This window comes from Arthrobacter endolithicus (genome assembly GCF_026627425.1).
GTDB lineage: Bacteria > Actinomycetota > Actinomycetes > Actinomycetales > Micrococcaceae > Arthrobacter_M.
The window spans coordinates 12,461-34,701 of sequence record NZ_JAPNLH010000024.1 but is presented as its reverse complement, the minus strand read 5'-3'; the positions used below and the strand labels follow the sequence as shown (position 1 = coordinate 34,701).

19 protein-coding genes are annotated in these 22,241 nt (G+C 62.1%); 7 read left to right on the top strand and 12 right to left on the bottom strand.

Features of this window, described 5'->3' with window-relative positions:
• Positions 1-49 precede the first annotated feature (49 nt).
• From OS914_RS16160 to OS914_RS16130, 7 genes are all read right to left on the bottom strand, one after another.
• Positions 50-1,780 (bottom strand): thiamine pyrophosphate-dependent enzyme, encoded by a 1,731-nt coding sequence (locus OS914_RS16160; protein ID WP_267547085.1) that lies wholly within the window; start codon positions 1,778-1,780, stop codon positions 50-52.
• A 51-nt stretch (positions 1,781-1,831) separates the two neighbouring features.
• On the bottom strand, positions 1,832-3,199 hold the full coding sequence (locus OS914_RS16155) for an MFS transporter (protein ID WP_267547084.1): 1,368 nt from the start codon (positions 3,197-3,199) through the stop codon (positions 1,832-1,834).
• 66 nt (positions 3,200-3,265) lie between these two features.
• Positions 3,266-3,646, bottom strand: a complete 381-nt coding sequence (locus OS914_RS16150) for a RidA family protein (RefSeq protein ID WP_267547083.1) — start codon at positions 3,644-3,646, stop codon at positions 3,266-3,268.
• The gene (locus OS914_RS16145) at positions 3,643-4,380 is read right to left on the bottom strand and encodes a hypothetical protein (RefSeq protein WP_267547082.1); all 738 of its coding nucleotides are present in this window, start codon (positions 4,378-4,380) and stop codon (positions 3,643-3,645) included. Before OS914_RS16145 ends, OS914_RS16150 begins: the two co-directional genes overlap by 4 nt.
• Positions 4,373-5,365 (bottom strand): dipeptidase, encoded by a 993-nt coding sequence (locus tag OS914_RS16140; protein ID WP_267547081.1) that lies wholly within the window; start codon positions 5,363-5,365, stop codon positions 4,373-4,375. The genes OS914_RS16145 and OS914_RS16140 overlap by 8 nt, the downstream gene beginning before the upstream one ends.
• The gene (locus OS914_RS16135; protein ID WP_267547080.1) at positions 5,365-7,080 is read right to left on the bottom strand and encodes a hypothetical protein; all 1,716 of its coding nucleotides are present in this window, start codon (positions 7,078-7,080) and stop codon (positions 5,365-5,367) included. The genes OS914_RS16140 and OS914_RS16135 overlap by 1 nt, the downstream gene beginning before the upstream one ends.
• Before the next feature lie 2 nt (positions 7,081-7,082).
• Positions 7,083-8,543: an aldehyde dehydrogenase family protein gene (locus OS914_RS16130; protein ID WP_267547079.1), complete on the bottom strand. Its 1,461-nt coding sequence runs from the start codon at positions 8,541-8,543 to the stop codon at positions 7,083-7,085.
• 118 nt (positions 8,544-8,661) lie between these two features.
• Here OS914_RS16130 and OS914_RS16125 point away from each other — a divergent pair, with 118 nt between their 5' ends.
• Positions 8,662-9,630, top strand: coding sequence for a LysR family transcriptional regulator (locus OS914_RS16125; RefSeq protein WP_267547078.1), 969 nt, complete (start codon positions 8,662-8,664; stop codon positions 9,628-9,630).
• A 71-nt stretch (positions 9,631-9,701) separates the two neighbouring features.
• On the opposite strand, the gene OS914_RS16120 is transcribed toward OS914_RS16125, so the two are convergent.
• Complete coding sequence (locus OS914_RS16120) at positions 9,702-10,601, bottom strand: LysR family transcriptional regulator (protein WP_267547077.1); 900 nt, start codon at positions 10,599-10,601, stop codon at positions 9,702-9,704.
• 136 nt (positions 10,602-10,737) lie between these two features.
• On the opposite strand from OS914_RS16120, the gene OS914_RS16115 reads away from it, so the two are divergent.
• Positions 10,738-11,196 carry a VOC family protein gene (locus tag OS914_RS16115; protein ID WP_267547076.1) on the top strand — a complete coding sequence of 153 codons (459 nt, stop codon included), beginning with the start codon at positions 10,738-10,740 and terminating at the stop codon, positions 11,194-11,196.
• 40 nt (positions 11,197-11,236) lie between these two features.
• Complete coding sequence (locus OS914_RS16110) at positions 11,237-12,592, top strand: MFS transporter (RefSeq protein ID WP_267547075.1); 1,356 nt, start codon at positions 11,237-11,239, stop codon at positions 12,590-12,592.
• A 61-nt stretch (positions 12,593-12,653) separates the two neighbouring features.
• Here OS914_RS16110 and OS914_RS16105 read toward each other — a convergent pair whose 3' ends face one another.
• The 3 genes from OS914_RS16105 to hisD are packed head-to-tail and all read right to left on the bottom strand — an operon-like array spanning position 12,654 to position 15,773.
• The gene (locus tag OS914_RS16105; RefSeq protein ID WP_267547074.1) at positions 12,654-13,619 is read right to left on the bottom strand and encodes a 3-hydroxyacyl-CoA dehydrogenase family protein; all 966 of its coding nucleotides are present in this window, start codon (positions 13,617-13,619) and stop codon (positions 12,654-12,656) included.
• 51 nt (positions 13,620-13,670) lie between these two features.
• Positions 13,671-14,402, bottom strand: a complete 732-nt coding sequence (locus tag OS914_RS16100) for an SDR family NAD(P)-dependent oxidoreductase (protein ID WP_267547073.1) — start codon at positions 14,400-14,402, stop codon at positions 13,671-13,673.
• A gap of 24 nt (positions 14,403-14,426) precedes the next feature.
• Positions 14,427-15,773 (bottom strand): histidinol dehydrogenase, encoded by a 1,347-nt coding sequence (hisD, locus tag OS914_RS16095; protein WP_267547072.1) that lies wholly within the window; start codon positions 15,771-15,773, stop codon positions 14,427-14,429.
• A gap of 209 nt (positions 15,774-15,982) precedes the next feature.
• Here hisD and OS914_RS16090 point away from each other — a divergent pair, with 209 nt between their 5' ends.
• Complete coding sequence (locus OS914_RS16090) at positions 15,983-16,972, top strand: LacI family DNA-binding transcriptional regulator (protein ID WP_267547071.1); 990 nt, start codon at positions 15,983-15,985, stop codon at positions 16,970-16,972.
• Positions 16,973-17,051: 79 nt separating this feature from the next.
• Here OS914_RS16090 and OS914_RS16085 read toward each other — a convergent pair whose 3' ends face one another.
• Positions 17,052-17,963 carry a LysR family transcriptional regulator gene (locus OS914_RS16085; protein ID WP_267547070.1) on the bottom strand — a complete coding sequence of 304 codons (912 nt, stop codon included), beginning with the start codon at positions 17,961-17,963 and terminating at the stop codon, positions 17,052-17,054.
• Between the two features lie 135 nt (positions 17,964-18,098).
• Between OS914_RS16085 and OS914_RS16080 the strand changes: the two genes are divergently transcribed.
• The 3 genes from OS914_RS16080 to OS914_RS16070 all read left to right on the top strand — a co-directional run bounded on the left by OS914_RS16080 (position 18,099) and on the right by OS914_RS16070 (position 22,099).
• Positions 18,099-19,259, top strand: a complete 1,161-nt coding sequence (locus OS914_RS16080) for an iron-containing alcohol dehydrogenase (RefSeq protein WP_267547069.1) — start codon at positions 18,099-18,101, stop codon at positions 19,257-19,259.
• Positions 19,260-19,380: 121 nt separating this feature from the next.
• Positions 19,381-20,892, top strand: a complete 1,512-nt coding sequence (locus OS914_RS16075; RefSeq protein ID WP_267547068.1) for a CoA-acylating methylmalonate-semialdehyde dehydrogenase — start codon at positions 19,381-19,383, stop codon at positions 20,890-20,892.
• Positions 20,893-20,992: 100 nt separating this feature from the next.
• A complete protein-coding gene (locus OS914_RS16070) occupies positions 20,993-22,099 on the top strand; it encodes an alcohol dehydrogenase catalytic domain-containing protein (protein WP_267547067.1) in 1,107 nt (368 codons plus the stop codon).
• Positions 22,100-22,241 lie beyond the last annotated feature (142 nt).

Below are 22,241 nucleotides of genomic sequence, written 5' to 3'. Positions count from 1 at the left end.
GACCGGGTGGTGCCGTGGCAGCAGGGGTGATAGCAGCCGGCGGCCTTGGTTAGTAGGCCTTCACGCGCTGTTCGACGACGAGGTGGATGAGGGCGAAGACCTGGTCCTCATCGATCGCCTTCAGCGCCGCGGCGAGGGCGCCGGGAATGTCCCGATCCAGCTCGACCCTGATACCGAAGCCGCCAAAGGCTTCGGCCATCAGGGCAAAGTCCGGGTTCTTCAGCTGGGTGCCGGAGATGCGGTGCGGGTAGTGCCGTTCCTGGTGGGTGCGGATGGTGCCGTATTCCTGGTTATCCATGACGATCACCAAAGGCGTGGCACCGTATTGGGCGGCGGTGGCCAGTTCTTGGCCGTTCATGAGGAATTCGCCATCTCCGGCAATGGTCACCACTCGCCGGCTCGGGTAGGCAAGGGAAGCGGCGACGGCGGAAGGCACGGAGTAGCCCATGGAACCGTTCCGGGCGCTGATCATGGAGGCGTAGCTCCGGGTGGGAAAGTAGCGGTGGGCCCAGTTAGTGTGTTCCCCGGCACCGAAGGTGACCATAGCGTCTGCGGGCAGCGTTGGCATCAGGTTCGCCATCAGGGTGTCCATCCGGGCAGCACCGGTTCCCGGTGCTGCGTCGGGAAGCGTGGCGAATTGTTCCTGTTGCGCCCGCATCCTTCCCGTCCAGGCCTTCCATTCGTCCTTCACTGGAAGCGCAATCCTGACCAAGTCCCGGACAAAAGCATCCGGTTTTGCCACGATCTGCCGCGACACTCCCCCGGAGCGTCCGCGCAGAGACGGATCCATGGTGACGATGAAATTCACCTCGTTCCAATCCTGACGATTAAGAAAGCCGTCGGTGATGACGTCGCCGGGCACGGTGCCGACAAAGACAAGGAGATCGGTTTCTTCCAGCAAGTCATGGGTCGGACGGGGCCGCCCGTAGCCGATCGGGCCCACATAGGAGGGGGAATCGAAGGGAACCGTACCTTCCGTGCGCCACTCAGCCGCGGCCGGAATGTGGTGGCACTCCAGCCACCGGGTCAACCGGTCCGCCCCTTCTTGGGTCCAGTCATTTCCCCCGGTCACAAACAGCGGTTTAGAAGAGGCTGCAAGTGCCTGGGCCAGCGCATCGGAGTCCTCCCCGGTCATGCCGCCTCCAGCGACGGGGATGGGCGGGTGCAGGGACGGGTTGATGTGTTCGCGGATGATGTCCTCGGGCAGGCCGACGACGACGGGTCCGGGCCGCCCGCTCAAGGCCGCAAACATGGCTTCGGCGACGATTTCCGAGGCGCGTTCGGCATGGTCGAGGACCATGACGCGCTTGGCCCCGGTGTCGAACCAGGCTTTGATGTCGAACTCCTGGAACGCCTCCCGGTCCCGGTGGTTAAAGGGAATCAGCCCGACGAAAAGGACCATGGGTGTTGAATCCTGCCAAGCGGTGTGCAGGCCCACGTGCGCGTTCGCCGCCCCGGGACCACGGGTCACCATCGCGATACCAGGAACCTGGTTCATCTTCCCATCCGCCTCGGCCATGTAACTGGCACCGCCTTCATGACGGCAGACAATCGTCTCAATCGGCGAGGCATGCAGACCATCCAGGACCTCGAGGTAGCTCTCCCCCGGGACCACGTGGACGCGTCGAACGCCGTGGGCCAGAAGCGAGTCGACGATGACGTGCCCTGCCGATAGCGCCGCGGGTGCCGGGACGTCAGTGGAAGATGTCCCGTAATCAGCACTGTTCTGCGTCTTCGCTTCTAGGCCAGTGGTGTGGTCGGCGACGTTCAGTAACGTCATGGTGTTTCCTTGTCTATGAATTGTCGGGTGTCGCGGTGCATTCCGGCATTCTCAGGCGTGGAGTGAGGCTGCGTCTTCGAGGTTTTTACCCTTGGTTTCCGGTGCCATGAAGTAACTGGCGCCGGCTCCTACCAGGGCAATTCCCGCGGCGATCCACATGGTGCCGGAGAGCCCCAAGTGGGTCAGTGACAAGGGTGTGGCGAAGGTCCCGATGGCGGCGCCGATGCGGCTGGTTCCGGTGCACAGGCCGACGGCGGTGGCCCGCACCTTGGTCGGGAAGAGCTCGTTTGGATAGATCCATTCCAGGATTGAGGGGCCGCCGTTGAAGATGGCGTAGAAGGCGAAGGCGAGGGCGATCAGGCCAAGCGGGGCGGCGGGGAAGAGTGCGAGGAACAGCAGGCCGACGCCGGAGAGGATGAAGCCCCAGATCAGGACGGGGCGGCGGCCGAGCTTGTCAACGACGAGCAGGGCGACAATGTTGCCTACGAGGAAGAACAGGTTGATCAGCCCGTAGCCGATGTTGGCTGCGTCGCCGGACTCGAGGTGGAACAGGGCCAGGATCTGGGGCCCAAAAGCGTAGATCGAGAACAGCGTCACGATGGTGCAGGTCCAGAAGATAGAGATGAAGATGACGCGGTTCAGGTAGCCGCCGGTCAGCACCATCTTGAACGCTTTGCCCGTGCTGAGCTTGACGGCGTTGGGGTCGTGGGCCGTGATCCCGTCCAGGGTTGCTTCTTCACCGATGGTTTTCTTCAAGATGGCCAGGGCTTCGTCGTGCCGGCCCTTACCGACCAGCCAGTGGGGGGATTCCGGGATCGTTGCCCGGGCAATGAGGATCAAGACTGCCGGTACCGCCGAGGACAGGAGCATCCACCGCCAGCCGTCTGGCAGCGACAGCAGCCAGTAGCCAACGAAGGCTGCCACGGTGGCCCCGACAAACCACATGGCGTTGAGGCCTCCCAGGAGCCGTGCCCGCCAATTTGATGGAACAAATTCGGCGACCAGCGCGGTGGCGATCGGATAGTCGGCCCCGACGGCAATGCCGATGAGCAGGCGCAGCGTGAACAGCTGCCAGGGCTCATTGACCCAGAACTGCGCAATCGAGAACACGATGATCGCGACAAGGTCGATTGTGTACATAAGCTTGCGGCCGATTTTATCCGTGATGTTACCGAATACCAGTCCGCCAATGAACACGCCGACCAGTGCGGAAGCGCCAATGAGCCCGTTCCACCACTCGTTCATCTGCCATTGAGGAATGATCTGGACCAGCGCGATGCCGATGATGGCCAGAATGTAACCGTCCAGGAACGGGCCGCCCGAGCTGAACAATGTCAGGCGCTTGTGGAACGAATTCAGCGGTGCTGAATCGATGGTTAGTTGCGAGGTAGGTGCTGGAACTGGTGCGTGGGAGAGCATGGTGGTTCCGATCTGGGCTTAGGGAAAGCGGCGGTGGTTACCCAACAGATCCGTGACCGGGGTGGGTCAGGCTGTTGTGGCTGCGACGGCATCGATTTCGATGCGTTTCTCGCCCCGGAAACGGGCAACCTGCACCGTGGTACGGGGAGGGAGAGGATGGCCGCTGAGCCGGGTAAGGTAGGCGGCGTTGTAGTCCTCGAACTCGTCCAGGTCCGCGAGGAAGACGGTGAGTTTGAGGAGGCTGGACAAGTCCGAACGTGCACCCAACAGGGCGTTTTCCAAGTTGTCGAACGCTTGAACCACTTGGCCGGCGATGTCGGCCGGGGTCGAACCGTCGGCACGGGTCGGAACCTGCCCGCAGAGAAAGACGATGCCGTTGACGGCGGCCGAGGCCGAGTATGGCCGGGGTTTGCCGTCGGAGAACTCGGTGCGCTCGATGCTGGTCACTGGTCCGCCATCAGGTAGTTCCGGGAGAGCTGATACATGCGGTGCCATTCTTGTTCACTTACTTTCAGGGGATTTTGACAAATGTTGGCGTCCTGGCGGTCCGGCGCGGTGGTGCCGGGAAGGACAATGACGGCGGTATTCTCCTCCTCTGACTGCGGCAGCAGCGATGCTGCCATGGCCGAGCTGGGCGGCTCACTTGCCGAGATGACGGAGTCATGGTGGACGGAGAGGTATTCCGTGCCGGCCTTGGTGGAGATGGCCACAACAATGCTGCGCTGCAGGTTGGCGCTGCGCCGCAGCAGCAGGTCATTCCACAGTGAGCGCGGGATCCCGGACACCGTGGTGCGGCTGACCCGGACTTCTTCGGCAGCGCCGCTGGCGGCAAGGTCGATCAGCTGCATCGCCGAACGCAACGCCGGTTGGTCAGGGCAGTCGAGTTCGTGGACGGTGACACCGGCCCAGGCAGTGGACCTGGTGGCGGCGGCCCGCACGGGCTGTGCCCAGTCAGCGGCAAGTAGTTGCTCCAGCAAAGCGAGCCCTTGCTTTGCGTCGACTTCGGCCCGCAGCACGGCCAGTCCGCCCTCCTGGGCCTCGGCTGGGTCCGCACCCGCGGCGCACAGGGCGCGGAAGGCCGATTCTACGATCTCGCGGGGCTGGACGGAACAGTCGGCGTTACCGTGGGCACTGTCTGTGCTGGCTGACACTGTGGCCTCAGATACTCTGGTCTCAGACATGGGCCTTCTCCTTGGTGTTGTCCATGACTTCGGCGAACAGGCGGCTGAAGTTGCCGCCCAGGACCGCGGCGATGGTGTCGTCGGTGAGTCCGGCGGCCATCAGTCCCTCGGTGAGCCGGGGGAAGTCTTCGGGTCCGGTAAACCAGTTGGGCCAGGCGGGCCACTGGGGTGAGTTTTCCGGTGCGGTCGGCTGCCAGCGGCCGTTGCGAAGCCAGCCGACAAATTCCTGGTCCCAGCCGCGGGTGCAGTCGCTGCCCAGACCTACATGGGAGGGCCCATACTCGTCCACCATGCGTGCGACCATGCCGGCGAAGCTCTCGATGGTGACGTGTTCGCCACCGCTGACTGTCGGGTAAAGGCAGCACCCGATGACTCCCCCGCGGTCCACGAGCGGTTGGATCACGTCGTGGGGCTTGTTGCGAGGTGTATTAAAGAACCACAAAGGGTTTGAATGGGTGATGGCGACGGGAACCGTGGAAGCTTCGATTGCGTCGCGGCTGGTGCGGTACCCGACATGGGACAGGTCGATCAGCATTCCTACCCGGTTCATCTCGGTCACCACCACACGTCCGTAGCGGGTGAGCCCGGAGTCCTCGGTCTCGAAGCAGCCGCCTCCGAGCAGGTTCTGGTTGTTGTACGTCAGCTGGGCTATGCGGACACCCAGACGGTGGAAGAGTTCCACGTAGCGGTAGTCGTCCTCGAAGGGGCTGCCGTTCTGGAAGCCCAGGAAGACGGCAATCTTGTTGTGCTCCTTTGCCGTTTGGATGTCAGCGCCGCTGCTGGCCAGGAAGACGAGGTCGTCGTTGCGGTTGGCCAGCTCCAGCCATTGGGCGATGGAGCGCATCGTTTCAGCCGCATTTTCCCAGACGGCGCAGGTGGCGTTGACTGCGCTGACGCCGCCGGTGCGCAATTCCTCCAGGACCGGCCGGCTCCAGTTACTGATCTGCAATCCGTCCACGACCGTCGCCTGCTGGTGAACGCTCATTATTTCGCTCCTTCAGGTGCCAGCGGAAATAGCCAGTCGTCGTCGTCGGTTCCGTTCATGACCTCCGCCACCCGCGGGGCGCCGCTGAACAAAGTGACCCGCACCCAGTCAGTGGACTGCGGGCTGAAGTTGTTCATGCCGTACGTCGCCAGCTGGAAGCGCTGGGTGCTCAGCGGCAGGAATTGTGCATCCACGAGGTTGTCCTGCAGATCCCCGTAGTGGTAATCCTTAGTTTGCTGGATCCGTTCGGCAGCAAAACGGTGGTCCGGATGGGCCAGCAGGAATTCGGCCACGCTGGTTCCAGCGGGGAAGCGTTCCAAATCGGCAGCCAGGGCGTTGATCCGGCGTGCCACGTCCGTACAGTGCTCCACTGTGCCGGGCGCCATCTGCGTTCGTTGCGCCCGCCTCGGTTCTTCGCTGTCCGCGGACGTGTACCAGTAGTAGGTAGAGCGCTCCGGGGCGGCAAAGTCGTAGGTGCGGGTCCAGCCATAGTTTTGATCCAGTAGTGCCCGCAATTCGCCCCCGGTCATGGCCGGGTCAAAGGGCGGCGGGGCGGCCACCGTGAGGAGGGCGTCAGCCTCCTGATCGAAATCGTTCCGGAGTTCAATGACGATGGAGGCGAAGAGTCCGCGGGCTTCCGGGCTAAGGCCACCGGCCAGTTCGTGCAGGCGTGCCAGCACGGGTGCGGCCTTCTCACCGGAAGCCATGAAGGCCTGCAGTTCGCGCAGCAGCTGGCAAAGTTGGGGCCTGATCGAATCAGTCGAAAGGAACGGCACCGTCTTCAACTCGGACTTTTCCGCCAGATGCCGGTCCGCCCTCTCAAGTAGTTCAGCAACCCGGCCCAGGTCAGGATCCTCCGGTGCGTAACTGGCGGCGAGTCCCGCTGCGAGGGGAAGCTCGCGGAGCTTGCACCAGGCGTCGAGGTAGCCGGGGTGGTTGACCAGGAAAGGCACCATCCCCAGGCCGGTGGCGTTGCCCAAGCCAAAGTACCTGCCCCAGTCCGCGTCCAGGGCAACAGCAGTGGTGCCGGCAGCCCGCGCCTTGGCCTTGGCGACGTGTTCCACCAGATCCATGCTGAGCTCGCGCAGCAGCCAGGCGGCGAGCATCTGCGAACGGTAGGGGACGGACAAGGGGTGGGCGGCGGGCAGGGTGGCCAGCTCCTTGAGGCCAAACTTGCCGTTGCCATAGAAAGCGGTACTGCGGATCAGGTAGGGGCTGGGACCGATCTTCGCCACGTCGGGCTGTGTCCCCGCCGCGAGGCAATCGCTCACATAGTCGAAGAAGCGCGCGCTGCGGTTGGCCCGGGTCATAATGATCGTTTCCGGGTCGGTGCGGCCTTGTTCCTGGACCGTGACATTGCGCCGCAGATCCGCTTCACGTTCCGGGCTCAGTTCGCCTTCGATGAGGGCGGCCGTGACGTCCCAGGCTTTCGCAATCACTCTGTCGGTGCGTTCGCTTTCTTCCAGGGCCTGGCAGAAAGCGATGAACTTCAGGCTGAAGCCCTCGGTGTCGATGGTGTAGACGGCTGTCCCCCGACCCAGCTCGTCCAGCTCCAGACGTGACTTGGTCACGCGCCATTGGTGGGAGGCCGCACGGCGGAGCATGGTGCGGGCAAAACTGTGGCGCGTGCCCCAGGCACCGTTCATATCGGAGCCGCAGAGCACAGCCCCTGGGGCGCGCAGCTCACACCTGGTTTTTTCTTCAGTGAGGTTCATGGTCATGCCTTCTTGGGTGCCAGTCGCAGGTAGGCGGTCTTTTCGTGGGTGAAGAATGTGGCGGCGGCGGTGCTGTTCTGCTCCCGCGGTCCGGCGAAGGTGGAATCCTTCATACCCCCGAATGGTGCGTGCAGTTCGGAGCCGGTGGTCGGGGCGTTGACCTTGACCAGGCCTGCCTGCAGCGCGGACACGCAGCGGCGGATGGCGCGCTCATCGCTGCTGAAGACTGCGGCGGTGAGGCCGAACGCCGTATTGTTGGCCAATTCGATGGCCTCCTCCAGGGTGTCTGCGTGCAGCACGGTAGTGACAGGGCCGAAGACTTCCTCCTGGCAGATGGTCATGGAGCGCGGTCCGGTCAGCACGGTCGGGGCGACGTAGCTGCCTTCTCCTTCCGGCAGGACCGCCTGCGCCAGGATTTCCCCGCCTTCCGCCAGCGCCTGCTCGATGGCTGCGTCGATTTCCTCACGGGCCGACGGCGAGACGACTGGGCCGATCTGGACGGAGGCATCCGTGCCCGGTCCCAAGACCAACTTCGACACCTTGTCCTTGACCCTTGCCAGGAAGTCCTCGTGCCCGCCGCCGACCAGGATCACGCGCCGCGTGGCGGTGCACTTCTGACCGGTGGAACCCATGGCGGCCGCGACAACGCTGGTGGCAGCCAGCTCAGCATCCGCATCCGGAAGCACCAGTGTGGCATTGTGGCCCCCAAGTTCAAGCTGCAGTTTCGCTCCCCGTCCGCAGACGATCCCGCGGATGTGGTGGCCGACCGGAACGGATCCGGTGAATGTCACCCCTCCCACCAAGGGATCGGATACTAGTTCGGAGCCGAGCTGGCCCGGGCCCAAAATCAGGTTGACAACGCCGGCGGGGATGCCGGCGGCGGCCAGCGCCTCCATCAGCAGAACGGAGACACCTGGCGTATTACTCGCCGACTTCCACACCACCGTGTTGCCGTGCAGAAGCGCCGGAGCGATCTTCCAGGCCGGAATCTGCAGGGGGAAGTTCCACGGGGTGATCACCCCGACCACGCCCAGCGGCCGCCGCACTGTCAGGATCCGCTCCTCCGGATGGCTGGAGGGGAATTCGGTACCCACGGGATTGCGGGCGGAGGCCGCATGGTAGTCAAAGGTATCCGCCGATGCGTCGACCTCCATCCGGGACTCCGCGATCGTCTTGCCGTGTTCGGCGGTCATGACGGCGGCGATTTCCTCGGCCCGGTCCCGGATGGCTGCCGCGGCGGCGGCCAAGACCCGGCCGCGGGCCAGTATGCCCAGCCCGTCCCAGGACGTGGATGCGGCCGCGGCGGCCTGGATCGCCTGCACCAGATCCGCGGAGCCGGCCTGATGGTAGCTGGTCACAACCTCCTCCGGCACTGCCGGGTTGTACCGGGACACGAAAGCACCGGATCCCTCAACCCAGGTACCGTTGATGAAGCTGCTGGCAGTCTTGGTCATTACGGGCATTGTCAATCCTTTGTTCCGTTCCAATCTGTGACTTCTCTCACGGACAACGCTAGACGCATCGCCGTGCTAAATGAAATATCTATTTGACGCGCTTCAATACCCGTCTAGTCTTGATTGCATGAACCTCAGACGCCTAGAACTCTTTGTTGCAGTCGCCGAAGAGCTCCATTTCAACCGGGCAGCCCAGCGCCTCCACATGGCACAGCCGCCGTTGAGCCAGCAGATCCGCAAGCTGGAGGAGGAATGCAAGGTGGCTTTGTTCGTGCGTAATTCGCGCAATGTGGAGCTGACCGCCGAGGGTGAGGTGCTTTTGGAACACGCACGCAAGGTTCTGGCTCAATACGCCGTTATGACGGCGGCGCTGACCCATGCCAGGGACGGCGAACTCGGCCGGCTGAGACTGGGGTTTGTTTCTTCGGCAGCCATCTATCTGGTGCCCGGACTGGTCCGGGACATGCGCGCCTGGTGGCCTGGAATTGATCTGCAGCTGCGCGAGGAGACCACGGATATGCAATTGGAGCTCATTGCCGCCGGCAGTCTTGACGCGGGCATTGCGCGGGAGATGAAGACGGTGGCTGGCATCAGTGCAACGGTCCTCATGCATGAACCCCTGGTGGTTGCCGTAGCCTCCGACCATCGCTTAGCCACCCGGTCATCTGTGGCCCTTAAGGATCTGAAAGGTGAGGCCTTCATCGCTTTCCCTCGAAGCCGCATTTCGTCGCTCTTTGACCACATTTCGGCTTTGCTTCATGCCGTAGGCGTGGACTTCGACATCGCCCAGGAAGCCGTCCAGTTTCCCACCATTCTGGGCCTGGTCTCCGCCCACTTGGGCATTGCGGTGGTGCCGGAGTCGATGCGTGCATTTGCCATCCCGGGCCTGGTCTATCTGGACATTGAGGACACCAACGCCACCTCGACGGTCAGCTTGATCTACTCGACAGAAGCCTCCAACCCCATGCTCGTGTCGAAAATCAGGTCAGCGGTCAGGGAATCCTCGTCGGTTAAGCACGCTCGCCACCACGGGACCATTGAGCCGACAAAGCGAGCCGCCGTGACCGATCCCGGCATTCGCCCTGGCGCGCCCTGATGAACTGCGGGTACAGGCCGTCATGAATTGCCGGGACGGTGTCCCCCAAGGCATGCGGCCGGGCACCGGTTTTAGCCCGCGAGGGCACGGCCCGCGATGGCACGGCCCGCGATGTTCAGGAAGTGCTGCGTCAACTGATCAGCTCCACCTTCCCGGAGGACTGCTGAAAATTGCGAGGTCGCGTTGTCCTCCGTCAGTTCCCGGTAGACAAGCCCCGGAAGTACGGTGGCCCGGACCGAGGCTGGAACAATAGCCACACCCATCCCGCTGGCAACCAGGCCCAAGGTCGTGGGGAAGGCCAGTACTTCCATAGCATCGCTGAGATCAATGCCCGCACGGTGGCAGAGCGCGGAAATTGTCCGCGACATAGCGGGCGCAACATTTTTTGGTAGGACGATAAACCGCTCGCTCTGCAGGGCACTGAGGCTGACCTTTTCGGACGCGGCCAACGGGTGACGGTCCGGACAGGCAAGGATTAATTTTTCCCGCACGAGCGGGATAAGTGAAGTTCCGCGCGCGTGCGAAACATCGCGGACCAACCCCAGATCCATTTGACCGTTGAGAACCAGTTCGATCTGCTGCTGCGACGGCATTTCCTGCAAACTGAGCCTGACGTCCGGATGTTCGCGGCTGAACGGGGCAACGATCCGGGGCAACAAGTCGTAAGCGGCCGAAGGAACAAAGCCGACGCGTAAGTACCCCTGTCGGCCGGAAACCAGGTCCGCAATCCTCTCTCTCACGTCCGTTTCGGAGGCGGCGAAGACCTTTGCCTGCTGCGCGACAGCAACCCCCAGACGCGTGAGCGAGACCTCCCGCGTGGTGCGATTCAGCAGACGCGCGCCCAGCTCCCGTTCCAAAATGTTGATCTGCTGACTCAATGCCGGTTGTGAGACGTGCAGGAACAATGCGGCGCGTCCGAAGTGAAGTTCTTCTGCCACCGCAAGGAAGTACTGTAAACGCCGGGTTTCCATACCCCAATTTATAAGGATGTCCTATAAATCTGCAAGTATTTCCACCTTCTGTTTCTTAGTGTCCGCGGTCACTATTAAGAGCGACCACGGTGGTCAACTGAACTCAATGGACCCTTCGACAAACGAGGAATCTTAGATGAACATCGCCCATGTTGGCTTCACGGTCTCAGACCTTGATGCGGCCATCGCCTTTTTTGAAAACCATTTTGGTTTCGTTCTGCACAGCCGCCAGCTTCAGGACAACCCCTACACCAGGGCCACCGTGGGGGTCCCCGATGCGGTCATTGACAACGCCATTCTCACCGCGGACGGTGCCGGCGGTTCAGAGCTTCAGCTCCTTGAGTACCGCTCCCCCAAAGATGCCGGCACTTTTGCACCCGTCCAGCAACCCGGAGCAACGCACCTTGCCCTGGCCGTCGAAGACATCCATCAGCTCTACCAAAGGACGGAAGCGGCCGGCCTCGTCTTTTCCTCACCCCCCAACCTGATCGATTCGGGTCGGAACGCAGGCGGCTACATCGCCTACGCCATCGGACCGGACGGGCTCCGCGTCGAACTATTCCAGCCGGCCCCCGTCCCCGTTCCGGCGCAGTAAAAACATCCCCTAGCAACAAACAAGGAAGTGGTAATCAATCATGGAAACTAGAGATGTTGAGCCAACAGGGGTGCACGGTGTCAACCGGTTGCGGGTAGTCGTGGCCTCCGCAGCCGGAAACTTTGCCGAATGGTTCGACTTCGGCCTGTACGGGGTTCTGGCCACCGTTTTGGCCAGCCACTTTTTCCCCAAAGGGGACCCGACAGTCGCACTCCTGAGCACCTACGCAATATTCGCTTTGACCTATTTGACACGTCCACTTGGCGGACTGATTGCCGGCTGGTTGGGCGACACCTTGGGCCGGCGCACCGCTCTTTTTGTCACTATCACCTTGATGTCCGTGGCGACAGGTGCAATAGGATTGCTGCCGACGTTCACCTCCATCGGCATCTTCGCTCCGGCCCTGCTTTTGCTGTGCCGGCTGGTCCAAGGGCTGGGGGCCGGCGGCGAATACGGTTCCGCCGTGACATTCCTGGCCGAGCACAGCTCGCCTAAGCAACGAGCGACCAATGTCGGCTATTTGGTGGCCAGTACGTTCCTGGGCGTTCTCGTGGCGGTGGGAGCGGCCAGTCTAGGTACCGCGTTGATGGGAGACGTTCTCTTCAATATTTGGGGCTGGCGAATCCTCTTTCTGCTGGCAGTCCCCCTCGGGCTGGCCGGCATCTACATTCGCAGTAAGGTAGCCGAAACCCCGGAATTCGTGGAAATGGCTAGCAGCAGAGCACAATCACACGAAGCGGCAACACCAATCAGAACGGCCTTACGAACCCAGTGGTCCACCATGTTGCTGTTCGTCCTGGTAGTTTCGGCCTACGCCCTGATCACGCCGACGCTATCCTCTTTCTTCATCACGTTTCTGAAGGGACCAGGTGGGCTCTCCGCCGGGGATGCCTACGGCATCACGTTGCTCGTCGATGTCCTGCTCATACTTGCCGCCTTGGCAGCAGGCCCGCTCATGAGCAGGTTCGGCATGTACCGACTACTGCTTGGTGGCTCCCTGTTTGTGGCAATAACGGCAGTTCCCGCCTTTGCCTTAGCCACCACCGGCTATTGGGGCGCCGTGCTGGGCGGTGCACTGCTGGCCGCGGGAAAAGGACTACTGGCTGTTCCGGTGGCACTGTCCATTTCACAAATGTTCCCGGCCCGGGTGCGCATCACGGCTGGATCACTCGCCTACAACATCTGCGTTGTGATCTTTGGAGCCACCGGACCACTTCTCGGAGTATGGCTTAGTGAGAGAGCTGGCACCGGCCTGGTTTTCAGCCTTTACCTCGCTGTGATTGCCGGCGTAGCCGCTATCGCCACCTTCGTAGGCCGAAACCGCATCAGGTTCCAGCACGATGACAGTGGTGTGAGAGTAGCTGAGGGCAGTGAGGTTGTTGCTGCGTTGAGCTAACGGATTTTATGGTGGCAGCCATGCTCTGCCACCACAATCGACGGACCGTCTATGGGTATCACTACAGCCCAGGTGCCTGACCAAGTTCCGTACGAAGTTGCGAAAGGCGGGCGTAGGCATTGTCCCGGTAGGCCAAAAGAGCTGCCTTGTCAGCAGCGCCGATGTCCAAGAAGCCGTGCCCGCTTTTAAGCCCAAGATTGCCGTTCTGCACCGTTGCGACGAGGGCTTGCGGTGCTGCGAACCGTGCACCATACGCCTTTTCCAGGGTGCGGTACGCAGACTCGTACACGTCCAGTCCGGCCATATCGCCGATGGCAAAAGGGCCAAAGAGTGCCAGCCGGAAGCCGAAGGTGTTGCCCACAACCGCGTCAATCTGTTCCGCTGTAGCGATGCCGTCTTCAACCATCTGAACTGCTTCTTTATAGAGCGCGAACTGGAGCCTGTTAGCAACGAATCCTGGCGTGTCCGACACCCTGACCGGTGTTTTGCCTAACCCGCCGATCAGTTCCTCCACCAGTCCTAGGACGGCAGTGTCGGTGTCCGGGCCCGATATCAGTTCCACCCCCGGGATGAACGGTGCGGGATTCATCCAGTGAACGCCCAGGAAGCGCTCCGGACCGGCCACAGATTGTGCCAGCTCTCCAATGGGGATTGCGGAGGTGTTTGTCCCGATGATGGCCCCGGCCGGTGCGGCGGCCGAGATCCGGCGAAGGGTGGCGGCCTTTATGCCGGGCTCTTCCGGGACAGCCTCGGCGATGTAATCTGCCAAGCCTACTGCTTCTTCGATGCTGCTGGCGGCGGCAAGATTTTTCCGGATCGTATCGGCGGCGCCTTCCGGAAGCAGCCCACCGGACTCAAATACGGTTGCCTGTTCCACTAACCGAGCGCGCGAGCGTTCTGCCGCCTCGCCGTCGACATCAGCCAGGGCAACTTTGTAGTCGTGTAAAGCCAAAACCTGGGCGATACCGCCGCCCATGTAGCCGGCACCCACAACGGCCGTGGTGGTGATGGTGCGGATAGGTGTCATGAATGTGCTCCTAAGGAAGGTGTCCGGGTAGAAACGAATGATCGCGCCGGTTCAGCGGATGGTGTAGCCGCCGTCGATGGTCAACGTATGTCCGGTGATCATCGACGCGGCATCGCTGAGGAGGAATGCAACCGCCCCCGCGATGTCCTCGGGTTCACCGAATCGCCCAATGGGGATGCGTGAGAGGAGATCGGCCGCCCAGTCCGGTCTGTTGAGGGTCGACGCCGTCAGTTCCGTCCGCACGAAGGTCGGCGCGACGGCGTTAACGCGGATTCCGGCCGAGGCCCATTCCAGGGCCAAAACCTTGGTGAGGTGGATGAGGCCGGCTTTACTGGTGCCGTAGGCTGCCCGCTCCTCGATTGCAACTATGCCCGCCTGCGAGGCTATGTTCACGATAGCTCCCGGCGTTCCTGCGCTTATCCAATGCCGCGCGACGGCGGTGCTCAGGAAAAAGGTCCCCCTGAGATTGGTGTCAAAGACGGTGTCCCAGTCGTCAGCAGTCAGGTCCAAGGCTGGTTTGGGCACGTTGACACCCGCATTGTTCACCAGGAGATCGATACCGCCACTGGTTTCGATAAGGGTCTCTGCGAATCGGCGCGTGTCCTTGGACTGGGTCACATCCAACAGAAGTGCCGGCGTCCCGTATCGCTCGCTGATTGCCTGGGCGGCTGCCGTGTCGCGGCTGGTTCCGTAAACGGTGGCACCGGAATCGGCAAGGCCATCTGCGATCGCCCTGCCGAGCCCGCGGGCCGCTCCGGTGACCAGTGCGTTCTTACCATCCAAGCGAAAATTCAGCACCTGTGATCCCTAGCTGTCGAAGGTGTGGTCCGACCAGGGCAGCGAATTACCACGATATTTCGCCGCCCTGACGTCTCCGGAGCGGGCGTGGCCCTCGAATCGTTCCACCCTGGCGGCCCGGCCGCAGAGCTCGCCGAAGAAGGCGCTGGATTCTGCGTTCGTCACCTCCTGATAGGTTACGGTGCGCAGATACTTACCGACCCATAGGCCGCCGGTGTAACGGGCGGCACCGCGGGTGGGCAGCACATGGTTGGTGCCGATGACCTTGTCACCGTAGGACACGCACGTTCCTTCGCCGAGGAACAACGCGCCATAGTTATGCATCTTCTGCAGCGCCTCCCGGGGGGAATCAGTGAGAATCTGCACATGCTCATAGGCATACTCGTCGGCCAGGACGTACGCGTCGTCGAGAGTTTCGACAACATGGACTGCGCCCCAGTCGCGCCACGCGGCTGCAGCGTAGTCGCGGGTGGGCATGTCCACGAGAATTGTATCGATGTGCTTGATGACTTCCCTGCCCAGCTCCTCGCTGGTTGTGATCAGGACGGCAGGCGAATCGGGCCCGTGCTCGGCCTGGGAGAGCAGGTCGACGGCGACGATGAAGGGGTCGGCGTGCTCGTCGGCCACGATCAGAACCTCCGTGGGGCCGGCAAAAAGGTCAATTCCGACCTCACCGAAGAGTTGGCGCTTGGCTTCTGCGACGAACGCGTTCCCGGGGCCGGCCAGCATATTGACCGGTTTGATGGTCTCCGTGCCGATTGCCAGGGCGGCTACCGCCTGGATTCCGCCCAAAAGGTAGATCTCGTCCGCCCCGGCCAGATACATCGCCGCGACCGTCGCATCCGGGACCTCGCCCTGGATCAGCGGAGTGCACGCTGCGACGCGCTCTACGCCGGCCACTTTAGCGGTGATGATCGTCATGTGGGCGCTCGCCAAGAGCGGGTACTTCCCGCCCGGGATGTAGGCTCCGGCGGCCTGGACAGGGACGCTCTTCTGCCCGAGGAACACACCGGGCAGGGTTTCGATTTCGAAGTCGGTCAACGACTCAAGCTGCTTCTGCGCCATAACCCGGACCTGTTCCTGGACGAACTTGATGTCCTCAATGGTCTGTTCGGGAACCCGGGACATGATCTCGTCCAGCTGCTCCTTGCTGAGCAGAAAAGACTCAGGCGCGTACTTATCGAACTTCTGCGAGTACTCGCGCACAGCAGCGTCGCCGCGTTCGCGGATATCTGCGATGACGCCCTCCACGGTCGCCCGGACCTCAGGGGTGCTCCCCCGGGCCAGGGTATTCTGCGCTGGCTCCTTCAATATCACGGAGTCGACGGCCGAGCCGATTGCTGTAGCAGCGCTCATGCGCAATACCTCTCCATCTTCTGATCGGGCTCTCGAAAGCCCCCCATCACGCCCTATGACCTGCAGTTCGCTCGAGTGTATACGTATACACTCGCTGGCTGCAAGACCCGCCTTCTACCGTGCATACGTATACAATTGTGCAGTTACATAGGTCCCTTTCTGTCTTTTCCTCGAAAGCAAGCTATTCGAACACCATGGAGGTTCCGGCAATGGTCACAAGCCGTGATGTGGCGGAACTGGCCGGGGTATCGCAGGCGACCGTCTCCCGAGTCCTGTCCTCCTCTTCGAAGCTGTCCGCAGCTACTAAAGCCCGCGTGCAGGTGGCCATGGAAACACTGGGCTACGTGCCACACGCCGGGGCGCAAGCCATGAAAACGAGACGGACTAACACCATCGGCGTGGTGGTAGCGGACCTCACGAATCCTTTTTACTCCGAGGTTCTCGACGAACTCACTCGCGAACTCGACGCAGCTGGCATCCGCGTCGTCATCTGGAACGCCGGCGGCGGCAGCCACCTTGACGCGCTCAAGGCCATCAGTGAACGCGCTGTCGACGGCGTCATTTTCACCACCGCTACGGCGGAATCGCTGGAGTTGAAGGCGGCCGTCGAAAAACACAGTCCCCTCGTCCTGATAAACCGTGCCGTCGAGAGCCTCGACTGTGACCAAGTGACAAGCACGAATATAGAAGGCGGTGCCGCCGTCGCCAACTACCTGCTAGACCATGGGAAGACCCGGGCGGCGTTCATCGGGGGCGCCGAAAACGCCAGCACCTCCCGGGACCGGGGGCGCGGATTTCTGCAAACTATGGGCGAGCGGGGTCACCCCGTACCAGAGCACTTCCGCTTCATCGGCGGCTTTTCCCATGACACGACCGCCGGGGTCATGAACCGGTTACTCTCCGGCGGCGATCTTCCGCAAGCCGTTTTCTGCGCCAATGATCACATGGCCTTCGGCGCTCTGGACGCCTTGCGTGCCAACCGTATCCCGGCCCGGGATTGCTGGGTTATCGGTTATGACGACGTCGAAATGGCCGCTTGGGACTCCTTCAGCCTGACCACTGTCCGACAGCCGAGCCGCGAAATGGCACGCAGCGGGGCGGGGCTATTACTTGAGCGGATCCACACACCCGGGCTCGCGCCCCGGCGGGTAGATTTTCCCTGCGATCTTATCGTCCGCGGCAGTACCGAGCACGCTTAGTTTGAGCACGATATGCTGCTGCAGTCCGCCGCGGAGAGGTTATCGGCCGGACCCGGCGTCGGGCCCGTCATCGTATTGGTCACCCTAGGGGCCCCGCGGGAGGAACGAGCTCAAGATAGGGGTGAGAGCGGACCAACTCCTCGAGTTCCTGCCGGGCAGCGAGAATCCTGGCCAGACCTTGAAGCTCACGGGGAACAGCGAGCCAGTACTTTCGGCGGATGGCGACCGATTTTTCAAGAATATGGACCAGCCGACGATCAGATTCAGCGATGAAGGAGGGAAGGACCGCAACACCCAGCCCTGCCACTGTAGCCATCCATTGTCCGGTGATGTTGTTCGTTTGGATGGCGGGGCGGACGCCCGGTACTAAGGCATCCAGGAATCGCAAAGCCGGAATATCCAGAAGCGAGTCCACGTATCCAATCACCGGGTGCTCAAGAAGCTCGCCCACGTGACGGACGGGCCCGCGGCGCCGCAGATAATCTGCGCTGGCATACAGGCCCAGCGGATAGTCTGCCAGCTCGAAAGACTCCACTCCACGGATGGTCGGCCGTGCCAGTGAAATACCGACATCAAATTCCTTGGACGCCAGCAGGTTGAGGCGGGTTGCCGTGACTATCTCCACTTTCAGATCAGGATGCCGTGCGCGCAGATTTCCCAGGCCGGGGCTGAGTACGAAGGCCCCGAACCCATCGGGGGTGGCAATGCGCAACGTGCCGGCCAACCGGCCGGCCGGAGAACCGAGTTCCTCTGATGCCGAAAGGATGGAGGATTCCACCGCCTCAGCGTGAACGGCAAGGCGTTCACCGGCCTCGGTAGGCCTCCACCCGCCCGGGGTGCGTACGAACAACCTGGCACCGCTGGCCTTTTCCAGCTGCGTAATGCGGCGGCCCACGGTCGTATGATCCACCCCGAGCCCACGCGCTGCTGACACCAAGGTCCCCGTACGGCACACCTCTAAAAAGTAACGCAGGTCATCGGCTGAGATCATTCCTCGAGTTTACCGTGCAAATATGCACTGCCAAGCGGATTTTTGGGCATTGTATGGGCATCCATCTCATGACATGCTAAAAGGACTACGAATCCCGGCTGCTCCTGATGGAGCACCGTCAAGCAAAGGTGTTCTATGGTTGCCAGCATTGCACTCCCCCGTCTCATGCGAGTGGGTGGCGGAGCTATTGAAGACACAGGGGCCTTGATCGTCGAACTCGGAGGACGCCGCCCACTCATCGTCACCGACGCCTATATGGTCGCTTCCGGCGTCGTCGACAGGCTGTCGTCGTCTTTGCAGAAGTCCGGGCTGCAGGTCGCCATATTCTCAGGAACGGTTCCGGACCCCACCACGGATTCGCTCGGTAACGGTCTGAGCGCAGTAAAAGAACATGGGGCCGACATCATCATCGGTCTCGGTGGCGGCAGCTCCATGGACACTGCAAAAGCCCTCGGCATCCTGAGCCTGCAAGGCGGCGCGATGCGGGATTACAAGGCACCCCGGAACAATACTGGCCCAGCGCTTCCCGTTGTTGCTATTCCCACTACAGCAGGAAGCGGCTCCGAGGCCACACAGTTCACAATCATCAGCGACTCCGAGAGCAACGAAAAAATGCTCTCGTCCGGCGTGGCATTTTTGCCCGCTGCCGCTGTGATCGACTACACGCTCACCCTGTCCATGCCGCCGCGGTTGACCGCCGATACGGGCATCGATGCATTGACCCACGCCATTGAAGCCTTTGTGAGCAAGAAGGCCAATCCGTTCTCCGACGGATTCGCCCTCGCTGCCATCAGGGCCATCGGCATGAACTTAAGAAACGTCTACGAGGACGGGTCAAACCCAGCGGCCAGAGAGGCAATGATGCTGGCTGCTACACAGGCAGGTATCGCCTTCTCCAACTCGAGCGTCGCTTTAGTGCATGGTATGAGCAGGCCCATCGGGGCCCACTTCCATGTGGCACACGGTCTGGCGAACGCCATGCTTTTTCCGGCCGTCACAGCGTTTTCCGTAGCGGCCGCGGAGCCCCGATATGCCGAATGTGCGCGTGCCCTGGGTGTGGCGTCAGCGGCCGCACCCGACAGGGAAGCTTCGGCAGCGCTGGTGGCCGAACTGCGCGCGATCAATGCCGACCTTCATGTTCCCACGCCAGAGGCATTCGGCATCGAACGGCAGGTATGGGAAGCCAAGCTCCCGCTCATGGCCGAACAGGCTCTGGCTTCCGGTTCCCCGGCGAACAATCCCGTGGTTCCGGACGCGCGCCAGATCCAGGAGATTTATGCCGGGATCTATGCCTAGCCCGTGTCCGCACTTCCGCTCTCCAGTCCGCAGTGCGGACAGAACCTACACCCATCACACGTCAGAAATTGCATGTGTGGCGCTCGCACGTCCGATGCTCTAGCCAGGAAGACCTAAACCTATGAACACGACAACTCTCACCACCACGATCAACCACTTCATCAATGGGGCCGAAACTCCGGGAGAAGGCACCCGTAGTCAGCCCGTCTACAACCCTGCCACCGGCGCCGTCTCCGCAGAGCTGCGGTTGGCCAACCGGGCGGACCTTGACACCACCGTCGCCGCCGCCCGCGCTGCCGCCGATTCCTGGGGCGACATGTCCCTTGCCAAGCGCACCACCATCTTGTTCAAATTCCGCGAACTGGTAGCAGCCCACGTGGATGACCTTGCCGAACTGATCACCGCCGAACACGGCAAGGTGCTCTCCGACGCAAAGGGCGAGATCGGCCGGGGTCTGGAAGTCATCGAGTTCGCCTGCGGCATCCCTACCCTACTCAAGGGCGACTATTCGGACCAGGCCTCCACCGGCATCGACGTCTTCTCCTTCCGCCAGCCCCTCGGCGTCGTCGCGGGCATCACCCCGTTTAACTTCCCGGTTATGGTCCCCTTGTGGATGGCACCGATGGCCATCGCCGCCGGCAATGCATTCATTCTCAAGCCCTCCGAACGCGACCCGTCCGCCTCGGTGCTGCTGGCCAAACTCTGGAAGCAGGCCGGCCTGCCCGACGGCGTCTTCCAAGTCCTGCACGGAGACAAGGAAACCGTGGACGGTCTCCTCACCCACCCTGATGTGGACGGCATCTCCTTCGTGGGGTCCACCCCGATCGCGAAATACGTCCATGAGACCGCCACGGCCCACGGCAAGCGCGTCCAGGCCCTGGGCGGGGCGAAGAACCATGCCCTCATCATGCCCGACGCCGACCTCGACAACGCGGCCGACCATCTGGCCGCCGCGGCCTTCGGCTCCGCCGGCGAGCGCTGCATGGCCATCTCCGTGGCAGTTGCCGTCGGCGAAGCCGCCGATTCCCTGGTTGAGAAGGTCGAGGAACGCGCCCTCGCCATCACGGTCAACAACGGCACAATGCCCGACGCCGATATGGGCCCGGTCATTACGCCTGCCTCCAAGGAACGCATCGTTAAAATCGTTACCGACGCCGAAACCGCCGGCGCCGTCATGGTGGTAGATGGCCGCGACCTCGTGGTTCCCGGCCACGAGGAAGGATTCTGGGTCGGCCCTACCGTCCTTGACCATGTGAAGACCGAGATGACGGCTTACACCGAGGAAATCTTCGGACCGGTGCTGGTGGTGGTCCGCGTGGACGACCTCGACGCTGGTATCGATCTGATCAACGCCAACCCTTATGGCAACGGCACTGCCATTTTCACATCCTCGGGCGCCAACGCCCGGAAGTTCCAGCGCTCGGTCTCTGTGGGCATGATCGGTATTAACGTGCCGCTGCCCGTCCCCGTGGCCTACCACTCCTTCGGTGGGTGGAAAGCCTCGCTGTTCGGCGATAAGCACATCTACGGGCCCGAAGGCGTCTCCTTCTACACCCGTGGCAAGGTTGTCACCTCCCGCTGGCCCGAACCCACCCACGCCTCGGGAGCCTCCTTCGATTTCCCCTCCAACTAGCTGCCGTGGCGCAGGGCAGCTAGCGCGCTTCGGGGCGCCAGCGAGCTTCGGCGCCTGCGCCCTCCGGCCCTGATTTGTCCCCTTTGAAAGAAGCGAATACGTGAAGATCACCGGTGCTGTATTGGATACGATCGGCAAGTCCCGCCCCTATGCGCAATCACGGCCGATCACCATCTCGGAAATGGACTTGGGCCAGCCCGGCCCGACAGAAATTCTCGTCCAGATTGAAGCGGCCGGCGTCTGCCATTCCGACTTGAGCGTGGTTGACGGCAACCGGGTGCGACCGGTTCCCATGCTTCTGGGCCACGAAGCTGCAGGCCGCGTGGTTGAAATCGGCACCGACGTCGTCGGGCTGGTTCCCGGCCAACGCGTGGTTATGTCCTTTCTTCCGCGGTGTGAAAAGTGTCCGAACTGCGCGGAGGAAGGGCGCCTGCCCTGCACAGCGGGGTCAAAAAGCAACGCGGCTGGAACCCTGCTTCACGGTTCCATGCGCCTGTCCAGAAACAGCAAACCGATTTATCACCATCTTGGTGTATCCGGCTTTGCCAGCTATGCCGTAGTCGACAGCGCATCGGCGGTCCCTGTGGGGGATGATATACCGCCGGATATCGCCGCCGTTCTGGGTTGCGCCGTTCTGACCGGCGGTGGCGCAGTGCTGAACGCTGCCCGTCCAAAAGTGGAAGACAGCATCATGATTGTCGGCCTTGGCGGGGTGGGAATGGCCGCACTTATCACTGCGGTCTCGCAGAATATCTCCACCATCATTGCGGTCGACACGATGGAAGAAAAACGCGATCAGGCGCTGCGCCTGGGCGCCCACGAGGCCTACAGCCCCCAGTCCCTCCTCGACAAGGGAATCAAGGCCAAGTACGTCATCGAATGTGCGGGCAACGCCAGGGCATTCGAAACCGCGTTCCTGGCAACCGAGGTAGGCGGGACGACCATCACTGCGGGCCTGCCGGCACCCGATGCCATGGCTGCGATTTCCCCGATGACCGTCACGGCAGAAGCGCGGACAATTGTTGGCAGCTACCTCGGTTCGGCAGTTCCTTCGCGCGATATCCCCAAATATGCCCAACTCTGGCGAGACGGTAAGCTCCCCGTGGAAGAGCTGATCACCAGTCGCATCCAGCTAGCTGACATCAATCACGCCATGGACCAATTGGCCGACGGAAAAGCCGTCCGCCAAGTCATCATGTTCACCTAAGCCGGGACGCTTTTGCCGGGCACGAGGATGGACGCGCCTCGGGCACCGCTGCGGAGCGAATGCCGAGAACTCGTATGGCGTCACGGCCCGGAAACTCAAAAACCGCGAACGCTTGTGATCGGCCCGAGGGCAGGCAGCGGGT

Coding starts and splice junctions, on each gene's coding strand:
- OS914_RS16160 (WP_267547085.1), bottom strand. CDS start 1,780: ATGACGTTACTGAACGTCGCCGACCACACCACTGGCCTAGAAGCGAAG.
- OS914_RS16155 (WP_267547084.1), bottom strand. CDS start 3,199: ATGCTCTCCCACGCACCAGTTCCAGCACCTACCTCGCAACTAACCATC.
- OS914_RS16145 (WP_267547082.1), bottom strand. CDS start 4,380: ATGTCTGAGACCAGAGTATCTGAGGCCACAGTGTCAGCCAGCACAGAC.
- OS914_RS16140 (WP_267547081.1), bottom strand. CDS start 5,365: ATGAGCGTTCACCAGCAGGCGACGGTCGTGGACGGATTGCAGATCAGT.
- OS914_RS16135 (WP_267547080.1), bottom strand. CDS start 7,080: ATGAACCTCACTGAAGAAAAAACCAGGTGTGAGCTGCGCGCCCCAGGG.
- OS914_RS16130 (WP_267547079.1), bottom strand. CDS start 8,543: ATGCCCGTAATGACCAAGACTGCCAGCAGCTTCATCAACGGTACCTGG.
- OS914_RS16125 (WP_267547078.1), top strand. CDS start 8,662: ATGAACCTCAGACGCCTAGAACTCTTTGTTGCAGTCGCCGAAGAGCTC.
- OS914_RS16120 (WP_267547077.1), bottom strand. CDS start 10,601: ATGGAAACCCGGCGTTTACAGTACTTCCTTGCGGTGGCAGAAGAACTT.
- OS914_RS16115 (WP_267547076.1), top strand. CDS start 10,738: ATGAACATCGCCCATGTTGGCTTCACGGTCTCAGACCTTGATGCGGCC.
- OS914_RS16110 (WP_267547075.1), top strand. CDS start 11,237: ATGGAAACTAGAGATGTTGAGCCAACAGGGGTGCACGGTGTCAACCGG.
- OS914_RS16105 (WP_267547074.1), bottom strand. CDS start 13,619: ATGACACCTATCCGCACCATCACCACCACGGCCGTTGTGGGTGCCGGC.
- hisD (WP_267547072.1), bottom strand. CDS start 15,773: ATGAGCGCTGCTACAGCAATCGGCTCGGCCGTCGACTCCGTGATATTG.
- OS914_RS16090 (WP_267547071.1), top strand. CDS start 15,983: ATGGTCACAAGCCGTGATGTGGCGGAACTGGCCGGGGTATCGCAGGCG.
- OS914_RS16085 (WP_267547070.1), bottom strand. CDS start 17,963: ATGATCTCAGCCGATGACCTGCGTTACTTTTTAGAGGTGTGCCGTACG.
- OS914_RS16080 (WP_267547069.1), top strand. CDS start 18,099: ATGGTTGCCAGCATTGCACTCCCCCGTCTCATGCGAGTGGGTGGCGGA.
- OS914_RS16075 (WP_267547068.1), top strand. CDS start 19,381: ATGAACACGACAACTCTCACCACCACGATCAACCACTTCATCAATGGG.